The organism is Adhaeribacter pallidiroseus (genome assembly GCF_003340495.1).
Lineage (GTDB): Bacteria > Bacteroidota > Bacteroidia > Cytophagales > Hymenobacteraceae > Adhaeribacter > Adhaeribacter pallidiroseus.
On the sequence record NZ_QASA01000001.1, the window covers coordinates 6132223 to 6158171 of the forward strand.

18 protein-coding genes and 2 pseudogenes are annotated in these 25949 nt (G+C 40.4%); 14 read left to right on the forward strand and 6 right to left on the reverse strand.

The annotated features are described in order from the left end of the window. Positions 1-379: 379 nt before the first annotated feature. From AHMF7616_RS24600 to AHMF7616_RS24615, 4 genes are all read left to right on the forward strand, one after another. A complete protein-coding gene (locus tag AHMF7616_RS24600; protein WP_115375297.1) occupies positions 380-1009 on the forward strand; it encodes a CatA-like O-acetyltransferase in 630 nt (209 codons plus the stop codon). A gap of 6 nt (positions 1010-1015) precedes the next feature. Further along, the gene (locus tag AHMF7616_RS24605) at positions 1016-1711 is read left to right on the forward strand and encodes an HAD family hydrolase (RefSeq protein ID WP_115375298.1); all 696 of its coding nucleotides are present in this window, start codon (positions 1016-1018) and stop codon (positions 1709-1711) included. 45 nt (positions 1712-1756) lie between these two features. After that, positions 1757-2158 carry a hypothetical protein gene (locus tag AHMF7616_RS24610; RefSeq protein ID WP_147275782.1) on the forward strand — a complete coding sequence of 134 codons (402 nt, stop codon included), beginning with the start codon at positions 1757-1759 and terminating at the stop codon, positions 2156-2158. A gap of 275 nt (positions 2159-2433) precedes the next feature. After that, positions 2434-2820, forward strand: coding sequence for a DUF805 domain-containing protein (locus AHMF7616_RS24615; protein ID WP_115375300.1), 387 nt, complete (start codon positions 2434-2436; stop codon positions 2818-2820). Between the two features lie 52 nt (positions 2821-2872). On the opposite strand, the pseudogene AHMF7616_RS26910 reads toward AHMF7616_RS24615, so the two are convergent. Together AHMF7616_RS26910 and AHMF7616_RS24625 are read right to left on the reverse strand one after the other, a co-directional pair. Further along, positions 2873-3312, reverse strand: a pseudogene (locus AHMF7616_RS26910) (inorganic diphosphatase). Positions 3313-3746: 434 nt separating this feature from the next. Next, on the reverse strand, positions 3747-5171 hold the full coding sequence (locus AHMF7616_RS24625) for a Glu/Leu/Phe/Val family dehydrogenase (protein WP_115375301.1): 1425 nt from the start codon (positions 5169-5171) through the stop codon (positions 3747-3749). Between the two features lie 835 nt (positions 5172-6006). Here AHMF7616_RS24625 and AHMF7616_RS24630 point away from each other — a divergent pair. Then, positions 6007-9291, forward strand: a complete 3285-nt coding sequence (locus AHMF7616_RS24630; protein ID WP_115375302.1) for a M4 family metallopeptidase — start codon at positions 6007-6009, stop codon at positions 9289-9291. Between the two features lie 314 nt (positions 9292-9605). Here AHMF7616_RS24630 and AHMF7616_RS24635 read toward each other — a convergent pair whose 3' ends face one another. Together AHMF7616_RS24635 and AHMF7616_RS27620 are read right to left on the reverse strand one after the other, a co-directional pair. Continuing rightward, positions 9606-12602, reverse strand: a complete 2997-nt coding sequence (locus tag AHMF7616_RS24635; RefSeq protein ID WP_115375303.1) for a T9SS type A sorting domain-containing protein — start codon at positions 12600-12602, stop codon at positions 9606-9608. A gap of 61 nt (positions 12603-12663) precedes the next feature. Further along, positions 12664-12798 carry a hypothetical protein gene (locus tag AHMF7616_RS27620; RefSeq protein ID WP_262511740.1) on the reverse strand — a complete coding sequence of 45 codons (135 nt, stop codon included), beginning with the start codon at positions 12796-12798 and terminating at the stop codon, positions 12664-12666. A 327-nt stretch (positions 12799-13125) separates the two neighbouring features. Between AHMF7616_RS27620 and AHMF7616_RS24640 the strand changes: the two genes are divergently transcribed. From AHMF7616_RS24640 to AHMF7616_RS24670, 7 genes are all read left to right on the forward strand, one after another. After that, positions 13126-13692: an RNA polymerase sigma factor gene (locus AHMF7616_RS24640; RefSeq protein WP_115375304.1), complete on the forward strand. Its 567-nt coding sequence runs from the start codon at positions 13126-13128 to the stop codon at positions 13690-13692. Continuing rightward, entirely contained in the window at positions 13670-15064 is a 1395-nt protein-coding gene (locus AHMF7616_RS24645) for a porin family protein (protein ID WP_147275783.1), read from the forward strand. Before AHMF7616_RS24640 ends, AHMF7616_RS24645 begins: the two co-directional genes overlap by 23 nt. Positions 15065-15198: 134 nt before the next feature. Beyond that, on the forward strand, positions 15199-15579 hold the full coding sequence (locus AHMF7616_RS24650; protein WP_147275784.1) for a hypothetical protein: 381 nt from the start codon (positions 15199-15201) through the stop codon (positions 15577-15579). A 192-nt stretch (positions 15580-15771) separates the two neighbouring features. After that, complete coding sequence (locus tag AHMF7616_RS24655; RefSeq protein WP_115375307.1) at positions 15772-16335, forward strand: YceI family protein; 564 nt, start codon at positions 15772-15774, stop codon at positions 16333-16335. Positions 16336-16353: 18 nt separating this feature from the next. Beyond that, on the forward strand, positions 16354-17283 hold the full coding sequence (locus tag AHMF7616_RS24660; RefSeq protein WP_115375308.1) for a DUF5777 family beta-barrel protein: 930 nt from the start codon (positions 16354-16356) through the stop codon (positions 17281-17283). Between the two features lie 447 nt (positions 17284-17730). Continuing rightward, complete coding sequence (locus AHMF7616_RS24665; protein ID WP_115375309.1) at positions 17731-20697, forward strand: hypothetical protein; 2967 nt, start codon at positions 17731-17733, stop codon at positions 20695-20697. Positions 20698-20879: 182 nt separating this feature from the next. Continuing rightward, entirely contained in the window at positions 20880-22037 is a 1158-nt protein-coding gene (locus tag AHMF7616_RS24670) for a hypothetical protein (RefSeq protein ID WP_147275785.1), read from the forward strand. 217 nt (positions 22038-22254) lie between these two features. Here AHMF7616_RS24670 and AHMF7616_RS24675 read toward each other — a convergent pair whose 3' ends face one another. Both AHMF7616_RS24675 and AHMF7616_RS24680 read right to left on the reverse strand, forming a co-directional pair. Further along, the gene (locus AHMF7616_RS24675) at positions 22255-23193 is read right to left on the reverse strand and encodes a sugar phosphate isomerase/epimerase family protein (RefSeq protein WP_115375311.1); all 939 of its coding nucleotides are present in this window, start codon (positions 23191-23193) and stop codon (positions 22255-22257) included. A gap of 249 nt (positions 23194-23442) precedes the next feature. Continuing rightward, the gene (locus AHMF7616_RS24680) at positions 23443-23634 is read right to left on the reverse strand and encodes a hypothetical protein (protein WP_115375312.1); all 192 of its coding nucleotides are present in this window, start codon (positions 23632-23634) and stop codon (positions 23443-23445) included. A 688-nt stretch (positions 23635-24322) separates the two neighbouring features. Here AHMF7616_RS24680 and AHMF7616_RS24685 point away from each other — a divergent pair. Continuing rightward, complete coding sequence (locus tag AHMF7616_RS24685; RefSeq protein WP_115375313.1) at positions 24323-25084, forward strand: MBL fold metallo-hydrolase; 762 nt, start codon at positions 24323-24325, stop codon at positions 25082-25084. Positions 25085-25255: 171 nt separating this feature from the next. Next, positions 25256-25870, forward strand: a pseudogene (locus AHMF7616_RS24690) (EcsC family protein). The last annotated feature ends 79 nt before the right edge of the window (positions 25871-25949 follow it).

Consider the following 25949-nt stretch of genomic DNA (forward strand, 5'->3'; position numbering starts at 1 on the left):
TCCGGCGGTTTAATGCTTTGGGTTAACCAGAAAAGCTTTTCACGGTAATAAACATTTAATTTAATTTTACTTTAATGGTACTTCGAGATAGCGCATCTTTAGTTATCCTTTGGTTGTACTGAGAGTTAGCGAAGCGCTCTCAGTACTTTTTCTGCCGCCAATCTCTGATTAGCTTTTATCAAAGTGCCAGGTTATGCCAATACGGAGATTGGCTGTCCGAAAAAGGTAGAAACTGCTAACGCGAACTCTACCCATCACAACTATTCTTGGATAGATTAAAAGATATTTTGTTGTAGCCAACCTGTCGCAATTTCTTGCTTAGCTCAGAAGTACCGCTTTGCGGTGCAACTAACTATATTTGTGCGCTAATTTACGCGCTATGAAAAAAGAATTGTCTATTAATACTTGGAACCGACAAGAGCATTTTCAATTTTTTTCCCGGTTCGAGGAGCCTTTTTTTAGTTTAGTAGCCAACCTGGATGGTACGGTGGCTTATCAGAAAGCAAAAACTGCCGACTCCTCTTTTTATCTGTATTATTTATACTTATCGTTAGCAGCGGCTAATACCATCGAAAATTTCCGGTACCGGATAGAAGCAGAAAAAATATTTTGTTATGATTCTATCCATGCTTCGCCCACCGTTTTGCGCGACGATAAAACTTTTGGGTTTTCTTTTCTGGAATATCAACCTGATTTTTCCGAATTTGCACATATGGCGAATGCCGCTATTCAGGAAGTAAAAGCGAGCAGCGGGTTAAACTTAAACCAAAATACCGGCCGACCGGATGTTATTCATTATTCAGCTATTCCCTGGATCACTTTTACCGGTTTGTCGCACGCGCGTAGCTTTAGTTTTAAGGACAGCGTGCCAAAAATAACTTTTGGGAAATACTTTTGGGACCAAAATAAACTCTTGTTGCCGGTTTCTATTTCCGTGCATCATGGTTTAATGGACGGCTATCACGTTAGTGAATTTTTAAAAAAGTACCAGGAATTGCTAAATGCTTAAGAAAAAATGAAAAATATTAAAGTAATTGCCTTTGATGCCGACGATACCCTATGGGTGAACGAGCCTATTTTTACCGCCACGCAGCAGCGGTTTAAAGAAATAGTAGGCAAATACGTGAGCACCGAAATTCTGGATGAAAAGCTCTACGGGTTCGAAATCCGTAACCTGAAAATATTTGGCTACGGCATTAAAGGTTTTATACTTTCCATGATCGAAACCGCCATTGAATTATCTGGTGGTAGTATAACGGGCACCGAAGTGCAGCAAATTATCGACTTGGGTAAAGTAATGCTCGATCATCCCGTAGAAATACTGCCCAACGTAGAAGAAACGCTGCAATTACTCCAGTCCGGTTATACCTTAATGCTTATTACCAAGGGCGATTTGTTTGACCAGGAAAGTAAAATTGCCCGCTCCGGTTTGGCCGATTATTTTAACCAGGTCGAGATTTTAAGTGAGAAAGACGAAGCCACCTACCAGCGCGTATTAAAACGGAATAATATTGCGCCGGAGGAGTTTTTGATGGTAGGCAATTCTTTAAAATCCGATATTGTTCCTATTTGCAACATTGGCGCTCGGGCCATTTACATTCCTTTCCATACAACGTGGGTGCACGAAATAGTGGCGGTAGATGCCTCGGCTAACCTGGCTTATCAAGAGTTACCGGATATAAGTTTACTACCGACCTATTTGCAGAAGTAAGGGCACTAGTACTTGCCAGGTGTCAACTCAATAATATGGAATAATATGGAAATTAAAGATTACGCAGAGCTGAACGCTTTAAATAAGCTTCTTGGGATGATTAAATTTCAAGAAAATTTGAGCTTTTACGAATTTCGAGAATTTGCCGGAAGCTCTATTATCGCTGAGATATTTAAAAGAGTTCACGATGAGTTTTGGAAAGAATCTATTAAAAGAGGTTACATTAAAGAAGAACAAGAAATTGTTTTTAAGTTTGACAGCCCTGTTGGAAAGGTTATTAAGAAGAGAGTTGATGAACTGACGAAACACGAATTAGAAACATTGATAGCTTACAATGACATTGATTCTTATTTAAAAATTTTAATTGTACCGTATCAAACTTCCAAAGCAGACTTTCAGCTGCTTAAGAACTACATGGAAGAAAAAGTAAAGAAAGCCAGAACCTAACAATATTCATGTAGTATGCTTCGGCCTATGATCTGGTACACCCATGAACCAGCCGGAAAATAACCTATTTAAAAGTCCGCCTTTTAAATAAATCGTAAGCATAATTTTTAGATAATGAATTTAGTAATGCAACCAGTTAATTTTTAAAAAAGTACTCATTTTAAACTTCAAATATGTAAATTTTCTATATTGCTTAATAACCCTGGAGACCAGCAACCAGTAAAAACGGGGCGCCACCGAAAAGCCAAACGAGTAGGAACCTAATTTATACGCGTATGGAGTGGTTTTTAAAAGTATTAAGAAATTATGCGGTATTTAGTGGCCGGGCAAGGCGCAAAGAATACTGGATGTTTGTTTTATTCAACATTATTTTTGGTATCGTGGCCATGCTAGTAGATAATATGTTCGGATTAACTTTCGGAAAGATTAATTACGGGTATATATATTTGTTGTACCAATTAGTAGTTTTAATTCCCAGTTTAGCCGTTGCTGTTAGAAGGTTACACGATACTGGTAAAAGCGGATGGTTCTTTTTTATTGTTCTTATTCCAATTGTGGGCGCTATCTGGATTCTGGTATTATTATGTACGGAAGGAGATGCCGGTTCTAATAAATACGGCCCGGATCCAAAGGGAAGCGCGCTATTAAATGATTATGTCTGAAAGCCAAAAGCTCTCGTAAGCATGGGGCAAACCTAAAAACTGCTGAATTTGTTTACATTTCTTTGGCGAATCCTTTTTCAAAGGCTTTCCCGGCCTGAGCTACCAGTTGTTGCGCTTTTTTGGTGCCATAACGGCCAACTACTACAAAATCGGCTTGACGCATAACGTTGTAGGATTTAAAAAAATGCTCTATCTCTTCCAAAAGCCGCTTGTCTACATCTTTAATGTCCTGAATGTGCTGGTGCGTACGCGAAATCGCCGAAACGGCCAGTAAGCGATCGTTGCGTACAGTATTACCTTCCTCGGTTTGGTCAGCGGCAATTACACCAATTAACCGGGCCGGCACCAAACAACCGGGCTCACGGGTTCATCCATTAAAACCAGTACATCAATGGGGTCACCGTCTTCGCCGTGCGTACGGGGCAAAAATCCGAAGTCGTAGGGGAAACTGGCGCCTACTGGCAATACTCCTTTTAATTTAATTAAACCCAATTTTTCGTCGTAAGCCAGCTTATTGCGGCTGCCTTTCGGGGTTTCGATTATTACATGGTAGTAGTTGTTTTCTGCGTCGAAATACGGAATTTAATCAAGCGCTGCCATGGTTTAGTATGTTTAAAGGTGTGTATGCGAGAAAAGTTTAACGCAAACGGATGCCAGGAAGATTACAGAAATTAAAATTTTTAAAATTTTGCGTATTAGTGCGGCCACCCTTCGCACCCCTTAGAGAAATGGTACGAGTTGCGTTTCGACGAATTTAAGCAAGAACTGATTAACCGCGATGTCGCCTTTGATGGTACTACCATCTGGAATCGGGAAGAATATTTTACGTTGTAGCAAAATAAAGTTAGGCAATTGCAGCAACAGCCATAAAAACAAAACCCATTGGTGGAGAGCCAATGGGTTTTGTTTTAAAATTTAAAAAAAACTTACGGAAAAATGCCCAAAGACAAGTAGCTGACCGCAATTTTTTCGGTAGCACTGTAAAAGGCCGCGGTCCGTAAATCCGATACCGTGGGGTGCTGCCGCATGACTTCCCGCATTTCGTGGTAAGCTGTAATCATGGTATCTTCTAAACCCGACCGCACCAACGTAATTTCATCGGCGCCCCGGATAATAAGTTGTCTTTCTTTCGCCGAAATGCTTTTGTTCGTAGACGTTTCGATGGTATCAATAATGCGTTTTAAGCTGGCTTCTTCGGCGCGTTTTCCCATGCGGCCAAACCGCACATTCGACAAGTTTTTGAGCCACTCAAAATAAGAAACCGTAACCCCGCCGGCGTTTAAATACAAATCCGGCAAAATGTAAACATTACGTTTGAGTAAAATCTGTTCGGCCGGTTGGGTAACCGGACCGTTAGCACCTTCGGCAATTATTTTCGTTTTTATCCGCTCGGCATTACTTTCGTCGATTTGATTTTCCAGAGCCGCTGGCAGCAATATATCGCATTCGTATTCCAGTAAATCCAGCGAGCGTTCTACGTTGGTAGCGCCCGGATAATTTAAAATAGAGCCTGATTCTTTGCGGTGCTGAAAAACTGCTTCTACATCTAAGCCATTCGGATTATAAATTCCGCCTTCGCGTTCGGCAATGCCCGTAATAATAACGCCGTCCTGCTGGCAAAATAATCCAGCATGGTAACCCACATTTCCTAAGCCCTGCAAAATCAAACGTTTGCCCGCCATCCCCGGCGAAATATTCAACTGATTCAGGATTTCGGTATCCTGCAACGCTTCGCGTAAGCCAAAGTAAATTCCTAAACCGGTCGCTTCGGTCCGGCCCCGGATACCGCCTTGCCCCACCGGTTTACCGGTAACGCAGCCCAGCGCATTGGTTTCGCCGTATTTAAAAGTATGATAGGTATCGGCAATCCAGGCCATTTCGCGGCTACCGGTGCCATAATCGGGAGCAGGTACGTCCATGCCGGGCCCAATTAAATTTTTCTTGATTAATTCGCTGGCAAACCGACGGGTTACTTTTTCGAGCACATCTACCGGCGTAGTCCGGGGATTTATTTTTACGCCTCCCTTGGCGCCGCCAAACGGCACATCTACCAGGGCGCATTTAAACGTCATAAGGGTGGCCAGGGCAATTACTTCATCTTCGTCAACGTGGATGCTATACCGGATACCGCCTTTGGTGGGCAATTTGTGGTGGCTATGCTGCGCCCGGATGCCCTCAATTACTTCTACTTTCCCGTTTACTTCTACCGGAAAGTTAACTTTATAAACGCTGTTGCATATTTTAATTTGTTCCAGAATGCCGGGCGGTAAGGTAGAGTGCCGGGCGGCTTCGTCGAAATAATGATGAACACTGGTTAAAAATTGTTTTCCCTGAGATTCCTGGTAAATCATAGTTTTGGATAAGGGTGAAAAATAATGCTGTAAGTAAAACGAGCGGAGCAAGCAGATTGTTTGATAAGATTTTTACTTATAACTGTTTTAAGCGCAATCCACTTCAGTTGCTTGTTTCACAATATTTTAATTGAACAACGGGTAAAATTATAAAAAATTTAAAATCTATGCTAAATACGGAATGGTTTTTAGAATCTATTCAAAAATTCCGGATTCTACAAGATGGCAATTTTAAGTGTATAGGCCATTACTGCCTAACTAAAAAATTAGCTGCTTGCATAATATATTTTTAAAATTTGCCTCAATTAAAATGCCAGTAAAAAGGGACTTACTCGCAAAATGTGGATTAGTCGGGGTTATCCACGAGTTATCCACATAATTAATGGTATTATCCGAAGGGCTATCGTGTTTTTTTATTTAAAATGCCCTGCAAAATTGAATGAACTGTGGAAAAATAAAGTAAGTAATTGTACAATCCGCTAAGTAGCGCAACTTCTTATTAAAAAGAAAAGCAAGATGTGATTTATAAAAAAAGTTATTTGCTATTTAAAAATAAAGCTAAGGTATTTGTTGCGAAAGAGAAGCAGGAACTTTAACTTAACCGCAAATAAAATTTTGTATTTGCCTATCTACTAAATACATATAGTAGGAAATTTCCTGTTTTTGCACCAATACACCTTTTCGCTGCAGGCTAATACTACCTTTTAATTTGACCCCTTCTTACAGCATTTCTAGCTGGGTTTCGGATATTAAGTCTCTGCATTGCTTCTAACTTATATTATTCAAAACTAATACCTAATATAAGTCATTTAACTTACCCTAAAATGAATAACTTATGAAACAAAAACTACTACCCGCTCATGTTCCCATTTTGCTGTTTGGTTGCTTCAATAAAGACTGTTTTACTTCCCGTAAATCAGCCTTTCTGCGATTAGGTTTTATCCGGACTCTAGTTCTTTTGCTTATTTTATTCAATTACTTAGATGCAAGTGCCCAATTAAAATATGATCCAGAAAAAGCTCGGCAAGAGCTGGAGTATCTGGCAAATCAAAAAAAGTTAGAGAGTCAAAACACGGTGCAAAGTCAAGAACAAAATCCGGGATATTCTATTGAGCAGCGCGAAGATTTGATTGTAATCACGTTTAATAAAAACAACACAAAAGTTACTGCTAAAAATTTCTTCCAAGAATTTAAGGATATATTAAGTTTAAAAACAGATGATCATTTTGTTTTTATAAACTCTAAAAATGATAATCTTGGATTTACGCACTACCGCTACGATCAATTCTATAAAGGTGTTCCCGTAATGGGAGGGCAATTTCTCATACACGAAAAAGATGGCAAGCTAGATTTTGTGAATGGTAAATTTTATCAAGGATTGAACATTGATGTGCGCCCAGCAATGACCAAAGAAAAGGCTATTAGTGCGAGCAAAACGTTTATAGGGGCTAAAAAATACTTATGGGAAAACGAAAGTGCACAGAATGCCTTAAGAAATGAAAGTAGAAATTTGAAGGCAACTTATTACCCCAAGCCCGAACTTGTTATTGTTCCAAAGAATGGTGAGTATAAAAAAGAAAATTTCAGATTATCTTATAAAGTAGATATTGCATCAGAGATTCCTTATAATAAAGTAGATGTGTATATTGATGCTCACTCCGGTGAAGTGGTAAATAATATTAGTAAAATTGCTTATGCTGATGTACCCGGAACAAAAGCAAATACCCTTTACAATAATGTACAGGACTTTACTACGGATAATTATAAGGGAACATATCGTTTGAAAGAGACCTCTGTTCGAAGTATTCAAACTTTAAATATGTTAAATGGCGTATTTTTCTTAGATGCTATCGATTTTATAAGTAAAAATAATTCATGGAAAAATTCATCTTCTATTATCACCAATATTACTATACTCAATGTAAACAGTACTTTTAAAGATAGAGAAGATACTAAGCCTAATGATGCTGATATTTACATTGAAATAAGAGATGCTAATAACAATTTAGTTTTTGAAAATAAAGTTGGGGCCATCTTTACTTATACTAGAACTCCTTTTAACATTAACATTGATAATATTCCTCTTCTTGAAGGTAATTATACACTTAAAATATTTGATTATGATTTTTTTACAAATGATGATCTATTAGGAAGCTTCATTATTGATGATTTATTTACTGCTAATAATGGAATAACGAAAACTATAAAGTTAATTAATAATGGAACTGAATGTAATATCACAGGTAAAAAGAGTCAAAGTGGTGCTTTAGATGTCCACTGGGGTATGGAAAAAGTTTATGATTACTATTATGACAAGCACGCTAAAAGACGAAGCTACGATGGAGAAAATTCACCAATAATTTCCTATTTACACCCGCATACCTCCATTATGCCTGGAAGAAATATAAATAATGCCTATTGGGACGGCGATCGTAAGATAATGGTTTTCGGTGATGGAGATGGTACAACTTGGAGCTCTCCTACTGCCTTAGATATTTGTGGACACGAAATGACTCATGGATTTATTCAGTTTAACAGTAATGGGGGTATTATAACGAATCAGGGTGAGTCTGGAGCCTTAAATGAATCATTTGCTGATATTCTTGGTACTGCTGTTGAGTTCTATACTCTCAAAGGTAAAGGAAATTGGACAATGGGGGAGCAATTTATAAAAGGAGGGTATGCTAGATCGTTAGAAAAGCCCAAGTCTAAGAACCATCCAAATACATATGAAGGCCAACATTGGTCTACAAATGGTGTGCATGGAAGGGCAGGTGTTCAGAACTTTTGGTTCTATCTACTTACTAATGGGGGTAATGGCAACATTGATAACAAGTACGATAGTTATAATGTACAATCAGGTATTGGTATTGATAAGGCAGCTACAATTGCTTACACTAATATGATGCAGTACTTACAGCCAAATGCTAGGTACTTGGATGCTTATCTAATGTCTTTGAAGGCAGCACTAAGCAATAAGCATTCAGAGGTTTCAAACGAGTATAAATCTGTACGAGAAGCCTGGTACGCCGTAGGCGTGGCTAAGAAACCAGAAATAACTGCATTTGCTCCCATGAAAGGCAATGTAGGTACTAAAGTTACTTTAACGGGTAAAAACTTTGACGGGATTAGTCAAATAGGCTTTAACGGTACTCTGGTGGATGCACCTAATTTTACGGTAAATAAAACCGGAACAGAAATAATTGTAAATGTACCGACTGGTGCTACTACCGGAAAAATAAGTATTGTGGCGGGTTACCAAACAGTTAAAAGTACAGCTGACTTTACCATTGAATGTACTACTCCGCTCACGGTTACTGTATCGAGTACGGATGCTTCTAGCTTTACTGTGAGTGTTTCCGGGGGAGCGGCTCCTTATTCTTACTCATTAGATAATAGTAACTTTCAAAACAGCAATGAATTTAAAAATTTAGCAACTGGTAAAACTTATACGGTTTATGTAAAAGATGCGGGTGGTTGTACGGGTCAAAGTACTTTTTTTCTAAGTGATCCTATTAAATGTAATATACAATCCGGTTCCGGGGGGCAAGGTACTACTTTTATTACCCAGATCTTAGGAACGAGCGCCGGCAGCGTATCTGTTAGTTATGAGATGTACAATATTCCGGATCAGATGGATGTTTATTATAACAATGCATTAGTAGCCTCTACTAAGAGCTTAGTGAGTGGTAACGGAAAATTAACTTTTAATTATAAGCCTCTGGCGGGCGGACCTTACTATTGTATCATAAGAATCTACGCTCCTAATAATGGTACGGTATGGGACTTTATCGCGGCTTGCCCGGTTAGTTCATCTGCTTTTGCAAAAAATAGTCAAGTTGGGGCGAGTAAAGAAACGGAAAGTGTAGCGACCCAATTCCAAGCCGTGCTTTCTCCTAATCCGAGTTCCGAGGTTGCTAACCTGCAAATTAGCGGTAGTACCGGCGAGATTTCTGTTCTGTTAACAGATATTACGGGGAAAGAAGTATGGCAAACTAGGGGGTTAAATAAGGGGAACATTCCAATACCAGTCAAAGACTTACGAGCTGGTACCTATATCGTTATCGTATCAACTAATTACGGGCAAAGAAAAACCTTGAAATTAGTCAAGATAGAGTAATCTGATTTTTACTTTTAGAAAGAGGCCACTCAAAGCTTTAAGTTGCCTCTTTTTCATTAATAAGACTACCCTTTCTTACCCGTTAGACTAACACCGCTACAGGTGCGATCGGTTCGTATCTAAACCGGCGAGTATCTCACCGGTAAATAGTGGACGAAATTTTAAAATTTAAAAAAATGAAGCCGGATAAAAGAAGTTTTATCCGGCTTTGGTTTATCATTAACTTTATCTAAGTACTCTGATACAATTAGTGTAGACTGCAATTTATCATTTTTAATTAATTATCAAAAATCTGACAATCGAACAACCAACAACTACTTAACTAAAAGTAGTTTGTTCTGTTGGCGTTTAATAGGAGTTTGCAGTTGCAGCAGATATACTCCGGCGGCTTGTTTATTTACTTGCCATTTTACATTATAAATCTGATGCGCTTGGGCTTGGGCTTGGAACAAGGTAACTGTTTCTGCTCCCTGATTATTATATACTTTTATCGTTACAGCTTGGGTTTCGGGTACGGAAAAGCTGACCGTTACTTGTTCCGAGAATGGGTTGGGATAGGCATTAAGGCTTAGCGATTTAACTAATTCCGTAGAAGCTTGATTTACAACCGGCTTTGTTGTGAACTCCTTGGCTAATGGGGCCGCAGTTGGTTGGCTAGGTGCTGCAACTTTTATCAGCCAGTAATCATTGCCTCCTTGGCTGGGCTGGGTTCGATCGCCACTCACGCCCGAGTCGGAGCGGCCACCTAATAAGTACCCACCATCGCTGGTAGTGAGTACCGTTCGGATTTCCTCGTAGCCACGGCCTCCGTAACGGCTATCCCATTGCTTAACTCCGGTACTGGAGGTTTTAACCATCCAGTAATCACTGCCACCGCGACTATCCTGCGTTTTATCTCCACTAATACCTGATTCCGAACGACCGCCTAACAGATAGCCTCCATCGGACGTGATCATAATCGTACGCAGCCCTTCGTTACCGCTCCCCCCAAAACGCTTATCCCACAACTTTACGCCGTTGCTGTTTATTTTAAGCATCCAGAAATCTTTGCCCCCCTGACTTGGCTGGCTCTTATCGCCATTGCTGCCGGAAGTACTATGGCCCGCAATGAAAAAGTTACCGGTATTGGTTCCAGCAATGCCTGAACCCATTAAATTATCTTCACCAGTGCCGCCAAAACGTTTATCCCAAACTTTATTCCCGTTTACATCTAAACGGATTAACCAATAATCCATACCTCCTTGGCTAATTTCTGATTTGTCGCCGCTAATACCTGAAGCAGAGGAACCACCTAACAAAATACTGCCATCTCGCATTAAAGAGGCACCTTCTAACGTTTCTTCTAAGGAGCCCCCATACCGCTTGTCCCAAATTTTAGTACCAGTTTGATTTATTTTTACTAACCAGTAGTCCTGGCCCCCTCGGCTACCTTGGCTTTTATCGCCGCCAGCAGAGGAGCTACTATTACCAGCTAGAATAAAATTGCCATTAGCGTACTGTCGTATTTTCTTCAGTTCGTCATAGCCACTACCACCATACCGTTTATCCCACTGCTGATTACCTTGCGCATCTATTTTGACGATCCAGTAATCGCGGTCGCCGCGACTCGCTTGGCTTTTATCGCCGTCGGCACCAGATAGGGAACTTCCGCCTAATAAGTATCCGCCATCGAGAGTTTGGATAATGGTACTTAAATAATCATCGCCGGAGCCGCCGTACCGTTTATCCCAGAGCTTATTACCCAGCAGATCTGATTTTACAATCCAATAATCGTTTTTGCCTTGGCTGCTTTGCGTTTTATCGCCGCTAATGCCGGAGGGAGAGTTGCCACCAGACAAGTACCCACCATCAACGGTTTTAATTACCACCGCAAAACCTTCGTTACCCCGGCCGCCGTAACGCATATTCCAGGTCGAAGCAACGGGTGAGTTGTTAGCTTGTATTTTTATGATCCAGTAGTCAGATTCTCCTTGGTTAGCTCCGGTTTTATCACCGCTGGCCCCCGAATAGGAATGGCCGCCGACAATATAGTTTCCGTCACTGGTTGGTTGTAAAAATTGTAAATCATCAAAATTACTTCCTCCCAGGGTCTTATCACTAGTTAGTGTGCCATCCGTCGTTAAACTTACCATCCAATAATCAGAGTATCCTTTACTGGCTTCGGTCTTGTTGCCGCTTATATTTGAATCCGAATAACCTCCCAAAATGTAGCCTCCGTCGCTGGTTTCCTGCACGGAACTTAGAATATCCTGACTACTGCCCCCAAAAGTATTATCCCAGGTTTTAGTGCCGTTGGCCTGTAGCTTTACGACCCAGTAATCCCAACCCCCGTTGTTTGCTTGCGTTATATCCAAACCTAAACTTGAATTAGAAAAACCACCCAGAATATACCCGCCATCGCTGGTTTGATGTACTGATTGTAAAAGATCATTGTTACTGCCGCCAAAGGTTTTATCCCAGGCTTTGGTGCCGTTGGCATTAAGCTTAATCACCCAATAATCTGCTTCGCCCTTATTAGCTCCGGTTTTATCGCCGCTGATACCCGAGTTGGAATAGCCTCCTAAAATATAACCGCTATCGTTGGTTTGTTGGATAAATTGTAAACCATCAAAATCAATTCCCCCGAAAGTTTTATCCCAGGCTTTAGTACCGTCGGCATTTAACTTAACTACCCAATAATCCGAGTATCCCTTATTTGCTTCGGTTTTATTACCGGATTTTCCGGAAAAGGAATAACCACCCAAAATATAACCGCCTTCACTGGTTTGTTTTACCATAAAAAGTTCGTCAGCTTTACTTCCTCCCAAGGTTTTATCCCAAGCTGTGGTACCATCGGCATTTAACTTAACTACCCAGTAATCCGCTTCGCCCTTACCAGCCGCAGTTTTATCACCGCTCACGCCAGAATAAGAAGTACCTCCCAAAATATAACCGCCATCGTTCGTCTGCTGTAGGGATTGTAAATCATCCCAACTACTGCCCCCCAAAGTTTTGTCCCAAGCTTTAGAGCCGTCGGCATTTAGTTTCACCACCCAATAATCGGATTCTCCTTTACCAACCCCGGTTTTGTCACCGCTTACGCCTGAATAAGAAGAACCACCTAAAATGTAACCGCCATCCGCCGTTTGTTGCCCGGTTTGCAGATCATCCCAACTGCTGCCCCCCAAAGTTTTATCCCAGAGCTTGGTTTGACCTTGGGTGGCTACAGCAAAACAAGTCAAAAACGAGAAGGTAAGATTAATTACAACCCAACCAGGGTTAAATACCATTACTTTTCTAGGCAATTTTGATTTAAGTACAATTGTTTTCATAGATAATTAATGATCGGATTTTAGAGATGATATTTCAAAATAAAAACCTCAAGTTTGTACTTCAAAAGAAGGAGTTGCCTCCCCCATTAACGGTAGAAGCAGTGGCACGCCATAGCTGATAAAAGAAGGAGCTCCGGAAAAGCACTATCCAGGAATCATTATCCGGGAAGCTGATTAAGATTCCTAAGGTATTCATTATTAGGTACAATGCAATTAGAAAATAGTGAAATAAATTTCTCCTATTATTTTACATCTTCTAATACATCCTAATAAAATACAGCTATATTCTGGTTAAGAGTCAATCTGTTTAGGTAACAAGGGAATAAGGTAAATTATAAGGAAGTTTTAATTTTGAACGACCGTTTTTTGGTATTTTCGACAATTAACTTTCTAAGCTTTTTTATTAAACTATTTTACCTACTCTAACCTGAAGCAAGTATTTTAAAGAAATTTTCAAAAATTTAAAAAAGTAAGGCAACCTTGCCTTAACAGCTTCCGTGCTGGGGGCGCAAAACAGAAGTACGTGGCCGAAAATAGTTTCCAAGATATTCGACCCCTGATTCAGGGGTGCTTGCAGCAAGACCGGGAAGCGCAGCGCAAGTTGTACCGTAACTTCTATGGTTATGCCATGAGTATTTGCGTGCGTTATTCTAAAAGTAACGAAGAAGCGCGCGAAGTGCTCAACGATGGGTTTATGAAAGTGTTTACTAAAATTGAAAAATACGATACTGAAAAATCGTTTAAAGGCTGGTTGCGGCGCGTAATGATTAATACGGCCCTGGATAATTACCGCCACAACTACAAACATTACCACCACCGTGATTTAGAAGAAGCCGATCAGGAAACCACCGCCGAAAACATTACGCACCAGTTGAGCCACACCGATTTGATGCAGTTAGTACAGCGGTTGTCGCCGGGTTACCGGGCGGTTTTTAATTTGTACGCCATTGACGGCTATACCCACGAAGAAATTGCAGAAGCGTTGGATATATCGGTGGGTACTTCTAAATCAAACTTGTCGAAGGCTCGCGCCAATTTGCAAGCCATGTTAAAAAAAAGTCAACCGGATGAATTCAAGAAATATGCCTGAAGAAGAAGAACTGGACCATATGTTCCGGCAGGCCGCAGATTCATTCGAGCCGGAATTTGACCCGGCGGCTTGGCGGCAAATGGAACAAAAGCTGGACGAAAGTAGCCGGCCACCCGCTGTTTTCGGCAAATGGGCCAGAAGATCCTTGTTGGCTTTGTTGCTATTGGTATCGGGCTGGCTAGTGTATCATTTTGCCGCACCCGAATCAGAAACCGGCAGTGTACAAAATAAAAATATCCGGGCGGATATCCCTCCGGTGGCTGGTACACCGGCCCAAATAGCGCCCGACAAAAGGAGTTTAAGTAACCAGGAGTCTTTAAGAGCCGAAAAGCTGGCAGGTAAAGCACCAACTACCCATCTGCCCGCTGCCCAAGAGCAAGCGGATCAACCAACCCGTTTGCTCCGGCGGCTCAATTCGCCCTCGTTTACGGCGGCGCGCAAGCGAGAGGTGGTTGCTCGATCTGGGGCACAAACAAAATTAAACGCTTTGCCATTACCAGAAACTGTAAATACTAACCCGGCCGAAATAAGTGAAAATTTAAAAAATGACATTGCTCCGGCCAAAGATTCAACTCAGGCGATACCCGGAAATGAGGTAATAACCCCAATAGATCCGGACGCGGCAACAGTTACCACAATTAGCCCGGTTGACTCCACTACTAAACAAGCAGAGCTGAAAGAAGCAATCCCGGAAAACAAAGTTGCTGCTTTAGATTCTGCTATAAACAAACCAATGGCCACCGCTGATTCGGCGCGGCAAAAGGTGCCGGTTACTTTTTTGAGTAAAGTAAGCCTAAACCTGGTATTCGGACCTGATTTTAGTACAGTTGGTTTTGTACGGCCCGAGAAAGCCAGCACCAACGTGGGCGTTTTGCTGAGTTACTCTTTTAACCGGCGGTGGGCCATTTCTACCGGGGTAGTGCGCGCTAAAAAAGTATATGGCGCTAAACCCGAAGATTATCATCCGGGAACAAATTACTGGCCGGTAGGTGCCCATTTACCCGACGATATTAATGCGGTTTGTAAAGTATTAGATATCCCGTTAAATGTACGTTACGCGGTGGTTGCCTTACCCCGGCAAACCATTTATGTACAAACCGGTTTATCGAGTTACGTGATGTTGCACGAAGATTACCGCTACGATTATAGTAACTATGGTAAGCCTTATAGCAAACATTGGATTGTATCAAATCAGAACCGGCACTTTTTTCAAGTGCTGAACTTATCGGTGGGCTACAGTAAACAAATTAAACCAGGAATTTCGGTGGGCGCTGAGCCTTTCGTTAAAATACCATTAGCCGGTATTGGCGCCGGCAAAGTAAACTTAACGAGTTTGGGCGCCTTTTTCTCGGTGGGTTACCGCTTCCGTTAATAAACTACTTTTTTTATTGCCATTATTTTCAGCGTGTAAAAGTCGACTTATAAGCTGGCGGAATTAACTATAAAGTAAATAATGGGGGCTATTTACCGCCTCAGATTTCATCAACTATTATAATGTATACTCTTATGAACCATTTAAAATGGCGACTAGCCTTGCTTTGCTTTTTAAATTTAAGTTTGTTGGCCGGCTGCGCCAGTGATAACGAAGAAGATCTCAACCCCAAGCCAACCGATTGCGATACCTCGGCAGTTACTTTTTCCGGAACAGTAAACGCTATTCTGCAAGCCAATGGTTGTAAAAACTGCCATGCGGCGGCTTCTGCTTCGGGCGGCGTAATATTAGATTCGCACGCCGAAGTGAAGAAACGAGCTGACGATGGCCGTTTATTAGGCGCCATTACGCACGCTTCAGGGTATACTCCCATGCCTTTAGGCGGGACAAAACTCTCCGACTGCGACATTGCCAAGGTTAAAAAGTGGATAGATAACGGTACGCCAAATAATTAATAGCCAAAAATCTACCTATAATTCTGCCAAGTACCATACGCTGGGGTAGCCTGTACCAATGTACGGGCATCATCGGTGCGCAACAGTTTATTGCCAAAATCAGGTGAATCAACCTAACCCCTGCTATTTAATTCCTGATACCTCTTACCCTTTATTCAATTTTAATTTTCACTTTCCTCAAACTAGTTACCCATGAAAGTTTTCCTGTTGCTATTCGGGCTGCTAGTGCTGGGCAGTGGTGAAGGAGCGGCCCAGAGCCGTTACTTCACCCGCACCGGGCACATTTGGATTTTTTCCGAAACCCCCATCGAGAACATCGAAGCCCACAATAAAGCGGTTTCTTCTTTTATTTCTTTTGATACCGGCGAAATGGTGTTTTCGGTACCCATGAAAAGTTTTGAATTCCGGAAGTCGTTGATGCAGGAGCATTTTAACGAAAACTACGTGGAGTCCGATAAATTCCCAAAAGGAAGTTTTAAAGGCAATATTGTCAATATTCAAAGCGTCGATTTTAAGAAAGATGGTGTGTACCCGGTAAAAGTAAGCGGCACGCTTACCATTCACGGGGTTTCCCGGCCGGTTACCGCCGACGGTACTTTAGATGTAAAAGGCAACCGTATTGGGGCTAAATCTACTTTTACCATTACCCCCCAAGAGTATAATATTGAGATTCCCTTACTGGTGCGCGCCCACGTAGCCAAAATTATTCAAATAAATGTGGATTTGCAGTACGATCCATTTATAGCCAAACAATAACCATTAATAAGTTATTATATGCAGCAGATAAATTTCCTGTTTCTTGTTTTTGTTTTTTGTGGTGTATTATTAAGGGCGCAGCCCGCTCTGGCCCAAGACGACGACTTAATGAAACTGGCCGAAGCGGCCGACAGCACCAATCGCTCGCAAAGTTTCACGACCGCCACTTTTAAAGGCACCCGGGTTATCACTGGTCATTCGGTACAAACCAACGCCCAAAAAGAACTCGTTTTTTTAATTTCTCACCGGTTCGGTACCCTTAACAGTGGCGCGTACAATTTCTTTGGCCTCGATAATTCGGTTATCCGGCTAGCTCTGGAATATGGCCTCACCGATAACTTAAATATTGGCGTAGGGCGGAGTTCGTACGAAAAAACGTTTGATGGATTTGTAAAATACCGTTTCCTGCGGCAGCAAGACGGGGGCTGGAGTAGGCCGGTAACGGCCGTATTATTTGGGAGTACTGCGCTTAATTCCTTACGGCCAGCAAATCCGGAGCAAGACATTATGTTCAAATCGCGACTTACGTATACCGCCCAGCTTTTAATTGCCCGTAAGTTTAACCAAAATTTATCGTTGCAGCTAAGCCCTACCTGGATTCACCGTAACTTAGTGCCTACGCGCGCGGACGAATCTGATGTTTACGCCTTGGGTATTTCGGGCCGGCATAAACTTACCAAACGTACTTCCTTTAACGCTGAGTATTTTTACCTTTTACCGGGCTACACCGCCGATACGTACACCAACGCTTTATCTTTCAGCTTTGATATTGAAACCGGAGGGCACGTTTTTCAATTACTATTTAGTAACTCCATTGGCATGATTGAGAAAAACCTGATTACCAATAATACCGGCGAATGGGGGCAGGGCGATATTTACTTTGGTTTTAATATATCGCGGGTGTTTGATCTGGATAAAAGCCGCAAAATGGAAGGCAAAAAGTATTAACCAGCAATAGCCTGCTCCTTTAAAGCCAGTAGATTACAGTAAAAATTACTGAATGATAAACTGTTTTAATTCTAGCAACTCCGCCATTAGATTAAGTTCTCCTTTTAAATTTAAAAAATACTGAAAAATCAGTATTGACCGGATATAAGTAAGCCGCTTATCTTGGTAGAAACCATGGAAGCAAACCAAATACCTGTTGAAAGCCCTGAACTAGTAAGAATAGTGCGGATACGGGTATTCGGTAGCAAAAATAATACTTTACCCTTATAGGCGGTATAGTAATATTTACAGCAAAAATTGAAAGCATAACGGTAATATTTTGGTAATGGTATAAATAGCCAAAGAGGGTTATCTATCCTCTTTGGCTATTTATACCATTACTATTAGAGCCGTATTATATGCGTTCTAGGCTAAATCTGCTTCTTTGGCTTAAATAGATGCAGATGAATGATGGCAGCATTAGAAAAACAAACCAGAAATTACACAGTACTCCTGCTTACCAGCTTGGCTATTATTGGGGCAGTTTTATTTTATATTCTGGGATACATCCCCGAAAACGAAAAACGAATAAATGCCCGCCATTACCGGGTGCTCAGCCGAATCGGTGAAAATCTAAATACCACTATTTCTAACTATGCCGAAAACGTAGGCGATAACTACATTTCGAAAGAAGTGAAAAAAGTTTTATTTGAGAAGAAAGTTAGTTTAGGAAAAAATAGAATTGCGGCAGAGAGCTTAATTGATTTACTAAATAAATATGATAGCCTAATAGTGCCAGGTAAATTTGGTATTCAGTTTTACTTCAATCAGTCAGATAGTATTAAAGAAGAAAAAGCGACCCAAGACACTTCTTTGTTTAATTATAGTAATCAAAAGGGCAAGTTATTCTTCAGTTTTGTCTCTCAAATAAATTCAAACACCATTCATAGTTTAAAATCAAATAGTTTTAATATTGACAGTAGTTCAGTAAGTACTTCGGTTTTTAAAACAATAATCCCCGTTGATTCTTTGGTTGATCCTTTAATGCGGTGGGATACTTTTGACCATTTAATTATAGCCAGGAAGCTATCGGAGAAGAAGAATCTAGTTAACAAAGATAAATCGATTTATCGGTATCCGTTAGATGTTATATATAATTCTAGGCAACGGGCCGAGTTGCTGCCGCTAGATACCTTAAGCACAAAACTAGATAAATCTTCTGGCCACGGGCCCGCCGACGTTACTATTGCCGGCGTAAAGCATAAACTATTCCTGCTTACGCAAAACGTAGGCAATGATAAATGGGTGCTTTATGGAACCGTAGCTACTAGTAAATATGAAACCGAACGCCGGGCTATCCCCTCGCATATTGTAACTTTTGCGGCTTTAGCTTTTGCTATTTTGCTTCTTGCCTTGCCTTTTTTAAAATTAATACTCATGAACAAGCAAGAGCGCTTATTAAAAAAGGATGTGATTTTTGCCGGAATTTCGCTGGTAGCCGGGATAGCGCTCATTGTTATTTTATTATTTGATGGCTATGCTTTTTACGGACCGGATAAATACCGGGAACAAGAACGATTGAAAACGCTAGCTGGAAATTTGGAAACTGAATTTATAGAAGAGTTGAATGCGAACATAACTCAATTACAAGATTTCGATCACCTATTAAAGAATAATGAAAGTAATAAAAAAGACATTGAATCACTTAGAAGCCAAGAGTTATCTGTACCGGATACCAGCAATAGTTATGTTTTATTAGAAGAAAGACTTACTGTAAAAGGAACATACAAATTAGCGCCAGATGATATTCCTAACTTAGATCGAGTGTACTGGATGGATAATACAGGGGAAATGCTTCATTCTTGGACTACTAAGGATAAAAACGATGAAAAAGTTAATGTTAAAAATCGAGAGTATTTTAAAAAAATAAATGCGGGAGAGGGGTGGAGTCTAAATACGAATCTAACTATCAATAGCAGCAGATTTGCCCTAGAGTCTATCCATTCTTATATTGATGGGGAGAGATACGCTATCATAAGTGAAGAAAGCCGTTTAGGTTCTAGGAGCGTAATTGCATTAAGTACTAAGTTTACTTCGCTGCACAATACTGTTGTACCACCAGGTTACGGTTTTTGCATTATAGATCAAGCAGGAGAAGTCTGGTTTCACCAGGATGAAAAATTAAACCTGAACGAAAACTTGCTGGCCGAAACAGATGAAGATCTGCGGTTAAAAGCAGCTTTATACGGGCAAGTGCCGGCTCATTTTGTGCAGAATTACCAAGGCAGTAAACAAAGCATGTTTGTTACCCCGCTTAAAGGATTACCCCTGTTTTTAGTTACCTATGTAAAGCACAATTATCAGCGAAATTTTAATACCCACCTGATTGTGTTAACGGCTATCTTTTTAGCACTTTATTTTAGTATGCTGATTATCTTTCTGGGTGTAGTTATATTAATAAAAAAACGCTCCTCCAAACTCAACTTTCAGTGGCTCTGGCCCCGGCGAAATAAAGCAATAGATTATTTTAAAATTACGTTGTCTCTTGCAGTGGCTATTGTTTTAACGCTTTTGTTCACGACTACTTATTGGCCGCTTTCATCTTTTTTTATTTTCCTATACGCCGGTATTTACTCTTTTATTTACTGCTATAAAACGTTACATGTTATTCCTTCAGAGCTACGCTCGAACCTGATACTTTGGTACTTTATTTTGATTATCGCGGCAGTAAATGTGATTGCCTTACTAACCGGTATCAGCACTTTGCTATGGGGAATTATGTTTCAGGTTATTTTAACCAGTTTGTTTTTTCCCTCCAAATGGATAATTAAAAATGCATCGGCTAAAGCAAAGCCACTATTTGCTATTACCAGAATGTCAGCTAGTTTAAAGCTGCATTACCAGCGGTACTATGTAGGCATGCTGTTAACGTGGTTACTGCTAACCAGTGCGTTGCCAGCATTTTACGCCTTTAAACTAGCCTATAATTACGAGTCAGCGCTATTGGTAAAGCATCATCAGCTATACTTGGCGCAATTACTGAGTCAAAATAAAAGTAAGTTATCCCAGGCCCAAGTCACTAAAATAGCTGCTACTACAATCTCGGTAACAGCACCTCCATCTAATAAAGCTTACCTCAACTTTTTTTGTAAAACCAACGATCCAACCCAATTTATTAATAAGGCATCTTCAACTTTTAAAGATCAAGTAAAAGCTTTGCTTGGCGAATTAGTACCGAATGGGGTAAAAGTTAAAACTAAAAAAGTCAGTACCCAAACCGGGAATATAGAATCCGGGAAATTAAGTGATTTTATATCTCTCATCCGGCCCATTATGAAAGATGTTTTAGCGAATGAATATTATCTGCAAACTTATGATACCGAAAGCTTTCCGGAAAAAATATTAACTGGGAGAAGTTCGGTAATAACGTTCTAAAGTTAAGTTATCAAAATCCGGCTAATCAGAATAGAGTAAGCCTGACTTCGCAAATACCTTTGTTTCGTGCGCCAAGTGTATTCTACTCAGGCTCTAACTGGCCTTTAAACGTTTCTAGTTGGTTTTTCTGGTTAGATATAGGGCTTTTGCTTTTTTTGCTTTTTCTTTTTGTATCGTTTCTGGTGCAACGAATCTTCAACCTGAACATTATCCTGAATGCCCGCATGCGGCAGCTTGACGTATCGCTGCTAAAGCCGGAAGTTAAAAATAGAGTACTGTTGATTGCTTTACCCGATGCACCAGATATTATAGAAATTATAAAAAGTAAAAGCGCTAACCCCGCGGATGTAAAAATAATAGAATATGATTTTGCGGAAGAAGATTTCGCCGCTAAGCCATATAACATGCAATCCGTCTCCGAGAAAGAATCAATTGTAATTTTGGCGAAAAATTTTGATTACGATCCATTTTCCGAGGCTTCTTTAAAATTAAAAATAGCATTTCTTCAGAAGCTGAACGCTTTAGAAAAAGTTAAAATTGTTTTGCAATTGTCCAGGCATCCCGACTGCTGGGAAGATAAATTAAAGGAAGAAGAACGGAAAGAAGCGCAAGAATTGCCTGATTTAACTTATGTTTTACTTTTACAACAATTTTTAGACAACCTGATTTTGTACAATAAAATTTTCGAACCCTTACAGGGGTTTAAAGAAATATCTTTTTTTAATGATAGGTATGTTGCTGATAATAAAGAATATTTAATTAGAGTAATAGAAGAAGAATGCAATGCAGTTAATCATCTGAAGCAGTTTAAAGAACCGATGAAAAACTATGTAATAAGCCATTGCCAAAGTAAAAATATAAATCGGGAAGATATTATATTGCGCCTAAAAAGTTTGGCCCAACTTTACTACCGCGGTATATGGTCGGCGTGTACGGAGGAGGAGCATTATTTTTTGTACGATATGGCGCAGGACGGATTGGTAAATACCAAAAACTTAAGCGTTTTATCTTCTTTACTTGGAAAAGGATTATTACTGGCAGAAGATACGGTGAAGCTAAAAATTATGAATGATAGCTTTAGAAGCTTTGTATTAACAGAAGTAAACCCAGAGGAAGCGCTCCGTTACGAAAGAAAAAATTCCCGAGGCAGTAAGTGGGAGTTATACCGGACACCATTAATATTAATTCTTTTGGGAGTGGCCTCTTTTATTTTTTTCACCCAGAAGGAGAGCTGGGCCAATATAATCACCATTATTACGGCTGTTTCTACTATTCTTACCATACTTCCCAGGCTAGGATTTTTGGTACCTGCTTTTTTAATACCTAAAGAAAGTAAATAAGTAGGCAGGTGTTGCCCAGGATAGTAGCTTATTAAGCTGTTTTAGCGGTTAAATTTAGCAACCTGATAGTACTTTTTAAAATTTCAAAGAAGGTTATACTGGGTAATTTGTAGCAAGTGAGGGTACAACTTTACGCCCCTTGCGGCAGGAAAAGGAAGGAGCATAAACTTGCAGGTTTTAGTTATAAAAACTATTTGATATTACCATGTTTTTCGCCTTACCCAATACCTTTGGTTACGGCCTTCATTTTAGCAAGGGCCGTTTGCGCTACTAACAAGGGGTCCTGGGCGTAATAGTTTTTATTAAATACCTCAAACGAGATAACCAAAGGCCGTTCCGGCGTACGTACTGATTCTAAAATCTTCCGGATGGGAGCTACGCCGTCGCCGGTATAAATGCGGTCGGCATCGGTAATGGTGGCGGGTTGGGAGCTCGCCAGGTAATCGTTTACGTGAAACACTTCGATGGCAGGTTTTCCTACTAAAGGCAAGCTATCAATACTGGAACCACCTTTGTATAAATGGTACACATCAAGCAAAATCCGGGCTTTGGGATGGCCGCTCTCAGTAGCCACGTACAGCACTTCGCTTAATTTATTTAAGTTTTTCGAAAAACCCCATAGTTCCAGTTGCGGCATTACGGTAGTTTTTTCGCCGAGTTCCACAATGGTCCGGAACCGTTCGGCGGCTTTTTTTAAATCCAAACCGGGGGTGTTAGTCGCACCGGCCGGGGGAGCAGCCGTACGTCGGCAGCCCAGTTGGGCCAGCATGTCCATTTCCCGTTTTAGTTGTTCCAGCCCTTTCGCTCTTTCGGCTTCATCGTCTATAATCCAGGGAGCAAAACCAATGGCATTTTCAACTTTTAAGCCTAAATCATCGAGTACTTTGCGGGCGTCTTTTAACGAATGGCCTTCTTTTAAGTAATTCTCCAGGGTATCCATCCAGATTTCTACCGACCGGAACCCGGCTTTAGAGGCAACTTGTAATTCTTTCACAAAGCCTAGCTTTTGGCCCCGGATGGTGCTTAAGTTCAGGCAGTAGGTAAAAGGAGCCGCCGGGGTTGTTTTAGCCTGACTCCACGTAGGGAGCATAGACAAGCCTACCGAAGTACCTAATAATTTTAAAGAATCGCGCCGGGAAAAAGGAACTATGGACATAGAGTTAGGTTAAATTGCAACCTCTAATTTATGCCACTCTGGTTAATTTGCAAACTTTAAGCGGGAGCAGAAGCAAATAAAAGTAGAAAGCTCAGGAAATAGATAAGAACTAAACTGGTAAAGAGATAACACTGGCCTAACGGCAGGATACGCAACAAGTAATTACAGCAAATCAGAAAACTACTTTCAGGGCTACTCAAGCAGGCGAGTACTTGCATAAAAAAGAAAACCGGAGTGAAATAGAACCGGTTATTTTTTCTGAGCGGATAACGTGTTTTTAGGAAGCAAGCGCAGCATCTGGTTTTTAATTTGACTTAGTAAGTGCGGATCACGTTCGCGCTGACTAAGGTAATTTAAAACCGTAATAAAGGATTCCCGCTCCTGCCATTTTAAGGTATTAACATCCATACCTTGTAATTGATATAAATAATCTACAACCATTTTAGTACAAATTAATTAAAGTTTATACGCAGCAAATTATAATAAGTATATACGCCCAGAAGATTACCGTTCTGGTTAATATTAGTAAAATTATATATTAAGGGTTTTTTTATTTAAATTAAATATAGTAAAACCAAGCTTTATATGCTAATTTTTACGTTTAAATCTGTTTTTATTCGTAAAATTAAGTATTTACCCGTTTAATTTTAGTAATTATATTTAAAATTAAGTAAACCTGATGTAATTTAACTTTATTTAGAGTTAAGTATTTGTTAAATTAAATTCTTGTAAGTTTATCAGGTGAAAAGAGTAAGTTATTATGAGTTAAATGCAAATTTGTAAACGGATGCCCAATGGACTTAGTTTTTCTAATTACGCTATAACACCACCGTACAACTTAACAAAGGGGTTCCGCAATGAGAAGGCCTTTATAAATTTAAAATTTTTCGTTCTGCGAATGATCTTAGCTACATCGGGCAGAAGGCTTCCTGGTAATAGGCAGGATGGTTAGAAGCTTTAGCATCAGAATTTTTGCGCTTGATTTAAAATAATACTTTGGTATGTAACAGCTACAGACGCTTACTGTTAACCTCGCGGCATTTTTAGTACGCCAATTAGGTAATTTTAATTTTCTGTTTCATACAAACCTAATAGCTTTTAAACTGTTCATTAATATAAACTAAAAACTATGGTGCCTAAGTATCTTTTCGCTCTTTTATTTGCTTTTTTATTTAGCCAGGCTCAAGCACAACGAGCCCCTTCTGATCTGCTCGAGACTAAAAAAGGTTCTGTAATTATGCAACCCATATTGCATGGTTCAGTAGTATTTACCTGGAACAAGAAAACCATTTACGTAGATCCGTACGGCGGAGCCGCAGCATTTACCGGTATAGCTGCGCCAGATTTAATATTAATAACCGATATTCACGGCGATCACACTGACTTAAAAACCCTGGAAGCTATTAATACCACCAAGGCTAAATTTGTGGTGCCGGCGGCAGTAGCCGAAATGTTACCGGCTTCGCTTAAATCAAAAATTACTATTTTAAAAAATGGTGACCAAACCATCCAGTCCGGTGTTGGTATTACGGCTCTGCCGATGTACAACCTTCCGGAAACCGCTGATTCGCGGCACCCGAAAGGTCGGGGCAACGGGTATGTGTTAAATATAGGCGGTAAAAATATTTATCTTTCCGGCGATACCGAAGATATTCCGGAAATGCGGGCTCTCCAAAACATTGATGTGGCGTTTGTGTGCATGAACCTGCCTTTTACGATGGACGTAGACCAGGCGGCTCAAGGGGTACTGGCCTTTAAACCCAAAGTGGTTTACCCGTATCATTACCGGGGGCAAAGTGGCTTAAGCGACGTCGAAAATTTTAAAAAATTAGTAAACGCCGGTAATAATCAAATAGATGTACGCCTCCGGAACTGGTACCCGACTAACTAGTTAGTTGTTCGTTATTCGTTGTTCGATCAATAATATGCTTTAAAGAGTGAGCTACTTTTATTTAAGTGCTTCTAAGAATGTAAATCAGGTGGTTATATAGTAGTCTTGTGGCTTCTAAGTATTTATAAACCTAGCAATGAACAACAAATAACTACTTATCAGCTATTCCCGATGAATGAGTTGGTTTACGAAGAAAGCGTACGACGCGAATTAAGAATCTGGCAACGCCAAATGGGGCAGTCTCCCACGTGGACAAATCGGTTAGCCAAGCGTCTGCAACAGAAAATAAATAACATTATCCCGGAAAAAATACACCAGGCCATTACCGGTGCGGGTGGTATTTTACTAGGCTTAGCCGATTTTCCTTTGTTACTCGGCATAAAATTAAAAATGCTGCATGATATTGCGGCGCTGTACGGCCACTTCGTAACCGATTACCGGGAGCGCATTTATCTGTTATACATTTTCTAATTAGCCTTTAGCAGCCAGGAACAGCGCATTCACATTTATCGCCAAATGACTAACTGGGAAGAACAGAAAAAACACTTGCCCGCTGATATTCATCAGTTTAACTGGCGCACTTTTCAGCAAGAATACCGCGATTATATTGATTTAGCTAAACTGGCGCAGTTTATTCCGGTGATTGGCGCCCCCGTAGGAGCCGTAGTTAATTACCGTTTGCTGGATAAGCTGGGCCGTACCGCCATGAACGCTTACCGGATGCGGTGGTTGGCAGAATCTCACATAACTCAAATGGCGAATTATAATTGCGTACGTTTCTATTGATAGTAATTCTCTTGGTTGCATTAATCCTTACTTGAAATTGGGTGGCCTCTTTTATAGAATAGTATATTGGGAAGGAACC